5 protein-coding genes and 2 pseudogenes are annotated in these 6,440 nt (G+C 70.4%); 3 read left to right on the top strand and 4 right to left on the bottom strand.

The window, feature by feature from the left end:
* Positions 1-61: 61 nt before the first annotated feature.
* Together ltrA and B9S61_RS19130 are read left to right on the top strand one after the other, a co-directional pair.
* Complete coding sequence (gene ltrA / locus B9S61_RS19135; protein ID WP_258039738.1) at positions 62-1,429, top strand: group II intron reverse transcriptase/maturase; 1,368 nt, start codon at positions 62-64, stop codon at positions 1,427-1,429.
* Positions 1,430-1,623: 194 nt separating this feature from the next.
* Positions 1,624-1,979: pseudogene (locus B9S61_RS19130) on the top strand (response regulator transcription factor); the annotation flags it as partial.
* On the opposite strand, the gene B9S61_RS19125 reads toward B9S61_RS19130, so the two are convergent.
* From B9S61_RS19125 to B9S61_RS19110, 4 genes and pseudogenes are all read right to left on the bottom strand, one after another.
* Positions 1,940-2,221: a DUF6332 family protein gene (locus B9S61_RS19125; RefSeq protein WP_374936227.1), complete on the bottom strand. Its 282-nt coding sequence runs from the start codon at positions 2,219-2,221 to the stop codon at positions 1,940-1,942. The pseudogene B9S61_RS19130 and the gene B9S61_RS19125 sit on opposite strands and share 40 nt — an antisense overlap.
* Positions 2,222-2,380: 159 nt before the next feature.
* Positions 2,381-3,115 carry a maleylpyruvate isomerase family mycothiol-dependent enzyme gene (locus tag B9S61_RS19120; protein ID WP_103543364.1) on the bottom strand — a complete coding sequence of 245 codons (735 nt, stop codon included), beginning with the start codon at positions 3,113-3,115 and terminating at the stop codon, positions 2,381-2,383.
* A gap of 37 nt (positions 3,116-3,152) precedes the next feature.
* Positions 3,153-4,028, bottom strand: a pseudogene (locus B9S61_RS19115) (SDR family oxidoreductase); the annotation flags it as partial.
* Between the two features lie 228 nt (positions 4,029-4,256).
* Positions 4,257-5,420, bottom strand: coding sequence for an MFS transporter (locus B9S61_RS19110; RefSeq protein WP_103543363.1), 1,164 nt, complete (start codon positions 5,418-5,420; stop codon positions 4,257-4,259).
* Positions 5,421-5,682: 262 nt separating this feature from the next.
* Here B9S61_RS19110 and B9S61_RS19105 point away from each other — a divergent pair, with 262 nt between their 5' ends.
* Positions 5,683-6,180, top strand: a complete 498-nt coding sequence (locus B9S61_RS19105) for a hypothetical protein (RefSeq protein ID WP_103543361.1) — start codon at positions 5,683-5,685, stop codon at positions 6,178-6,180.
* Positions 6,181-6,440: the final 260 nt, after the last annotated feature.

The following is a 6,440-nucleotide window of genomic DNA, read 5'->3' as shown; positions in this document are numbered from 1 at the left end:
CGCGCCGGGAGGAAAGGGCCCCTGCTTTGATCACGTCCGTAGCGAGGGTAAGCGCGAGGGCATGACCGGGACCGCCCGGTCCAACTTCCCCGACGGGCTTTGCCCCGTCGTGGTGGACGGACATGCGTCCGTGGCGAAAGTGCGGAAACTTCAACGCGGACTATGGACTGCGGCCAAGCAGTCGCCGGAGCGGCGGTTCCACGCCCTGTACGACCGTATCCACAGAGGTGATGTGCTGTGGGAGGCGTGGGAACGAGTTCGGGCTAATGGTGGAAGTGCCGGGGTGGATCGAGTCACTCTGGTATTCGTGGAGAAGGAGTATGGAGTTGGCCGCTTACTCGGTGAACTTCAGGCTTCTCTGCGTGCAGGTACGTATCGTCCCGCGCCCGCCAGGCGCGTGGATATTCCGAAACCGCAGGGCGGTGTGAGGCCACTTGGTATTCCTGCCGTTCGGGACAGGGTGGCTCAGCAGGCGGCGAAGATCGTGTTGGAGCCGGTATTCGAGGCGGACTTCCTTCCGTGCTCGTACGGATTCCGTCCGAAGCGGTCGGCGACGCAGGCGATGGAGCGACTTCGAGTCGGTTTCATCAAGAGGTGTCACTTTGTTGTCGAGTTCGACATCCGAAGCTTCTTCGACGAGATCGATCACGATCGGCTTCTCGTCGAGGTGGGGCGCCGGGTGTCGGATCGCAGGGTTCTCAAGCTGGTTCGTTTGTGGTTGCAGGCGGGTGTGATGGTGGATGGTGAGGTTCGGCGGACGGTTGCCGGTACACCTCAGGGCGGGGTGATCTCGCCCTTGCCGGCCAACATCTACCTGCATGTTCTGGACTCCGAGTTGACACGGCGAGGGGTTGGTGAACTGGTGCGGTACGCGGACGACGGAGTCGTCTTGTGCCGATCGGACCGCCAGGCCAGGGCTGCTCTGGAAGCGGTCGGGGAAATCCTCGGCTCGCTGAGGCTGCGACTGCTCCCGGATAAAACGAAGGTGGTTGACCTCAGGGAGGGCCGGGAAGGACTCGATTTCCTCGGCTGCCACTTCAGAGCCCAATTCTCGGGCAGGATGTGGGAGAAGTATGGCAAGATTTGCTTCTACCTGCATCGCTGGCCGTCGAAGGCGGCGATGAAGAGACTCCGGGACAAGGTCCGGGAACGGACTGACCGCCGCCGGTCGGGATGGGATATCCGTGATGTGATCGCGGACTTGAATCCAATCCTGCGCGGCTGGGGAAACTACTTTCGAACCGGGAATGCTGCCCGGAAGTTCCGGTCTGCTGACGAGTACGTGGTGTGGCGGCTCCGTAGATTGATGGTCAAGAAACGGGGATGCAACCTACGGCGTGGCCAGCGGCAGGAATGGGCGGAGGGGTGGTTTGCCGGGCACGGCCTGTATCGACTGCGTGGCACGATTCGCTATCCGAAGGCTGCGTAACCTAGTCAAGAAGATCATCGGTAAGCCGTGTGCGGGAAAACCGCACGCACGGATTGAAAGGGGAAAGGGGAATCGGGCCCGAAAAAGGCACCGCGCCCCGGACTACCAATGGACGAGCAGCGTGGGCCCGTCGGCGGGGCCCCGGGACGGTGGCGCCACGGGCGGACGCACCGGGGGTGGCGGCCCGGCCCGCCTTGGTCGAGGACACGGAGCCGGAGGAACTGCTGCGTGCGGTGCGGGAGGTGGTGGAGGGCGACGCGTTGCTCTCACCCGGGGTGACCCGCCGGCTGATCGCCGAGTTCGCGGCCCGCTCCAAGGAACCGGCCGCCGCCGGCTCCCTCGCCGGGCTCACCGAGCGGGAGCGGGAGGTCATGGCCCTGGTCGGCATCGGTCTGTCCAACGAGGAGATCGCCCGCCGCCTGGTGGTGAGTCCGCTCACCGCGAAGACCCACGTGAGTCGCGCCATGGTGAAACTGGGCGCCCGCGACCGGGCCAACTGGTGGTGCTGGCCTATGAGTCGGGGCTGGTGCGGCCGGGCTGGCTGGGCTGAGCCGCCCGCCGGAACCGGACCAGCACGGCGACGGTGCGGGCCGTGAACAGGGCGGCCGCGAGCACCGTCCCGCCGCGGAGCAGCAACACCTCGACGGGACCGGGTAGTTCGAAGAGCAGCGCCGGCCCCGCCACGGCCCCGAGGGCGAGTGCCGCCGCGAAGGCCGCGCTCAGCAGCGCGTACCCGGTCTCCACGGTGATCGCATCCCGCTCGGCCTGACTCCGCCGCCCTCCGCGCCCCATCACGCCCACCCCCTGGTCGCACACACCCAAGGAGTGAAACAGGAACGCACCCGGCGGGCAACCAGCACCGGCCACGGGCGACTTCGAGGTCCCGCCGGTGCGGCGGCGTGCGGTGCCGGCCCGGCACCCGCGGAAACCGGCCGGCCGGGCCCGCGGAGCTCAGACCACGGCGGACGTCTCCCGCCACAGCGCGGCGAGTTCCGGATCGCCCGACAGTGCCGGAAGCGGCAGCCGGTTCCACAGTGCCAGATACAACTCCTGTGCTGTTCCCGTCAGTTCGCACTCCGCGACCCCGGACGCGTCCCGCGTCGTGACGGGAGGCTCCTGGGACAGGTGCGCTGTCCACACCGCGTCCGCGTCGGTCGCCCGCACCCGCAGGACGCGGGGCCGGTCGGTGCGTACCCGGCTCCCGCGCCGGGCGTGGAAGCCGCGCAGCAGCTCGTCGACGCCGTCCACCGCGAACTCCGTGGCGACCGGGGCCGGGGCGCCGCCGCGCGCCGATTCCGCGTCGAAGCGGTGGACCGTGGTCTCGTGCGCCTGGCGCCGGGCCCAGAACGCGAGCGCGGAGGACGGGCCGGGCAGGAAGGTGAAGCACTCCGTGTCGGGCGCCGCGCCGGCCAGGGTGTCCACCAGGCGGCGGTGACTGTCGCGGTACCAGGTCACGAGCCCGGGTCCGTCCAGTCCCGGCTGCTCACCCATCGGCCGGGGCGCCGTGTGTCCGTCGGCGACGAAGGCGGCGGCCCACCGGTGCACCACGCCGGTGTGGCCGAGCAGATCCCGCACGGCCCATCCCGGGCAGGGCGGGACGGAGGCGGTCATACCCGCCTCCTCCGCGGCACCGGCCAGCAACTGGCCCTCCCTCTCGAGGATTTCCAGGTATCCGGCAGTGTCCATGAGGGCGATTCTGCCGTACGGCGGCCCGCCCGGCATATGGCAGCGGGGTCCCGCCCGTGGCGTTGACGATCTCGGCGGTGATGTACGACGCCTCCTGGGAGGCGAGGAAGACGTACGCCGGTGCCATCTCGGACGGCTGGGCGGGCCGGCCGATCGGAGCCTGCTTGCCGAACTCTGCGGTGTCCGGCAGCGTCGCCGGGATCAGCGGCGTCCACACCGGGCCCGGCGCCACGGCGTTCACCCGGATCCCCCGCTCGATCAGCATCTGCGCCAGCCCCTGGGTGAACGTGACGATGGCACCCTTGGTGGTCGCGTAGTCCAGCAGGTGCGGGCTCGGCTTGTAGGCCTGCACGGAGGCCGAGTTGATGACGCAGGCACCCTCCCGCATGTGCGGCAGCGCCATTTTGCACAGCCAGAACATGCCGTACAGATTGGTCCGCAGCACGCGGTCGAACTGCTCGGTGGAGATCGCCTCGATGCCGTCGGGCTGTGACATCTGGTAGGCGGCGTTGTTCACCAGGATGTCGATCCGGCCGAACTCCCGCGCCGCGCGTTCGACGAGGGCCCGGCAGTTCTCCTCCTCCCGCACGTCGCACGAGACGGGCACGGCCCGCCGGCCTGCCTCCTCCACCAGGCGCGCGGTCTCTTGGGCGTCGTCCTTCTCGCTGTCCAGGTAGGTGAAGAGCACGTCGGCGCCCTCCCGGGCGAACGCGAGAGCGACCGCCCGGCCGATCCCCGAGTCCCCACCGGTGATCACGGCCTTCCGGTCCGTCAGCCGGCCACTGCCCCGGTAGGAGTCCTCGCCGTGGTCCGGCGGGGGATCCATCGGGCCCGTCCAGCCGGGATGCGGCTGGTCCTGGGCCGGGAAGTCGGGGGTCGGATGCCGGTCTACGGGGTTCTGCTGCTCGGTCACGGTCTCTCCCGGGGATGTGCGGGCGGTCGTACGTCCGGCGTCCGCCGACGGGAGGACCGGTGGACACCGGTGTCCGGGTACCCGGTACCGCGCCCCGATCCGCGTCGGACGGGCGCACCACTGCCCCGGCGGTCTGCCACACCCCTGATCCGTCGGTCCGCCACCCCGATGAACCGGCCGCCGGCCGCACCCGGGACCGGCCGACGGCCACCGGGTGACCGTACGGAGTCAGGCGGTCTTCACGTCGCGGGTCGCGAAGCCGATGAAGGTGGCCACCGCGGCCAGCACGGCCACGCTGGTCAGCGCCACCGGCAGGCTGAACCAGTCCGCCATGAAGCCGATCGCGGGAGGGCCGAGGAGCATGCCGCCGTAGCCGAGAGTGGAGGCGGTCGCCACGCCGGTGGGGCCCGCGAGGGCACCCGCCCGTTCGATGGCCACGGGGAAGAGGTTGGCGAGCCCGAGGCCGGTGATCGCATAGCCGAGCAGGGCCACCGGCAGCGACGGCGCGAGCGCGCCGAGCAGCATTCCGGCCGCCGCGGTGGAGCCTCCGGCGAGGATCGTACGGGTCCGGCCCAGCCGTTCCAGCAGCGTCGTCCCGCTGAGCCGTCCGATCGTCATGGCGAGCGCGAAGAGGGAGTACCCGACGGCCGCCGCGCCCGGCGAGGCGTCGAGGTCCTCCTCCAGATGCAGCGCGCCCCAGTCCGCCAGTGCTCCTTCGCCGTACGCCGTGCACAGCGCGATCAGACCGAAGACGATCACCAGCGCGCGGGTGCGCCGGTCCAGCCGGCGCGGGACCGCACGCTCGGTCCGGCCGGAGTTCGCCGGGGTGAGCGGCTCGCACCTCATCAGCGCCCGGCCCGCGAACGCCGTGATCAGCAGCCCGGCGGCGGCGAGTCCCCACAGGTGCCGCGTCGGCGACAGGGACCCGGCGACCAGCGCGCCCAGCCCTGCCCCGATCATGCCGCCCAGACTGAACGCGGCGTGGAAACTGGGCATGATCGGCCGTCGCAGCGCGGCCACCAGATCGACGGCGGCACTGTTGAAGGCGACGTTGATGCCACCGTAGGCGGCGCCGAACAGCAGGAGCACGGTGCCCAGCGCGGCGGCGGAGTGGGTCAGCGGAGGCAGGGCGACGCTGAGACAGAGCACGACCGCGCAGACGACGGTCACGAGATGACTGCCGTACCGGCGGCACAGGCGGCCGGTGAGCGTCATGGTGACGACCGCCCCGGCGGAGACGCCGAGCAGGGCGAGACCCAGCGCGCTCGCGGAGGCGCCGGTCTGTTCCTTGATGGCCGGAATGCGTACGACCCAGCCGGCGAAGACGAAGCCGTCGAGAGCGAAGAAGGCGGTCAGGGCGAGACGGAGCCGGACGAGGTCGGTACCCGGCACCACACTGTGCGATCGGGTTTTGTTTATTGGCGGCACAAATTCAGGTTAGGTGCCCGCCGGGCCGTGGGCAAGGGAGCCGGGAAGAGTCCCGGGGAGGGGGGAGGAGGACCGGGGCGCCGCCGCGGGGTGACGGGCGTTAACCCGTGTGAACGTCCCGGATGGTGGGACCGCGCGGCATGGCCGACCGTGGATCATGCCGGAGAACGGGACATCCGTGCTGACGAGGAGTCAGCTGCCCGGCCTCCCGCGGAAGGACGGATCGATGCGCTCTGCCCGCATGGTGCTTGCCACCGCAACGGCCACGGCGGCCCTTGCCCTTGCCGCGCCCGCAGCCTATGCCGACCACACCGGTGACGACGGCCACGGCACCTCTTCTTACAGCAAGGAGCACGACAAGGAGAGCAAGCACGACAAGGAGAGCAAGCACGACAAGGAGTGGAAGCACGACAAGCCGCACGGCGGAATGCACACGGGCGGCGGGGCCCTGGCCGCCGTGAGCGGGGAGGACTGGGGTACCGCCAAGGACCCGAAGTACGACCCCGAAACGTACAAGGAGAAGGGCGACTCCCAGAAGGAGGAGTCCTGGAGCGGCAAGCAGGACAAGGAGTGGAAGCACGACAAGCCGAGCGGCGGCATGCACACCGGCGGCGGCGGGCTCGCCCAGCCCGGCGTCACCGCGGGCGGCCTGGCCGCACTCGGAGTCCTCGGCGCCGGCGCCTACGCGCTGCGCCGTAAGAAGGTCGCCGGCGGCGTGGCCTGAGCCGTGCCCGGCGTCATAGCGGCCGGGGCCGTCGTGCGCGCCCTGCGCGTGATGACGGCCCCGCCCGCTCACCCGCGTGTCGTACCCGCTGCCGTGCCCGAATGAGGTGGTCCCCCCGATGCCGGCCAGTCCCCCCACTCCCCCCGAAACCGACCCGGCGTCGCCGTCGCCGACGAGGCGGAGACTGCGCGCCATAATGACGGCGGTCTTCTGGAGCGGAGCCGGCCTGCTGCTGGCCACGACGCTGCTGGGCGGCGGGG

The sequence above is a fragment of the Streptomyces sp. SM1 genome, assembly GCF_002910825.1.
In the GTDB taxonomy this organism is placed as follows: Bacteria; Actinomycetota; Actinomycetes; order Streptomycetales; family Streptomycetaceae; genus Streptomyces; species Streptomyces okerensis.
The sequence above is the reverse complement of the archived record's forward strand: the minus strand, read 5'-3'. Positions and strand labels throughout refer to the sequence as shown.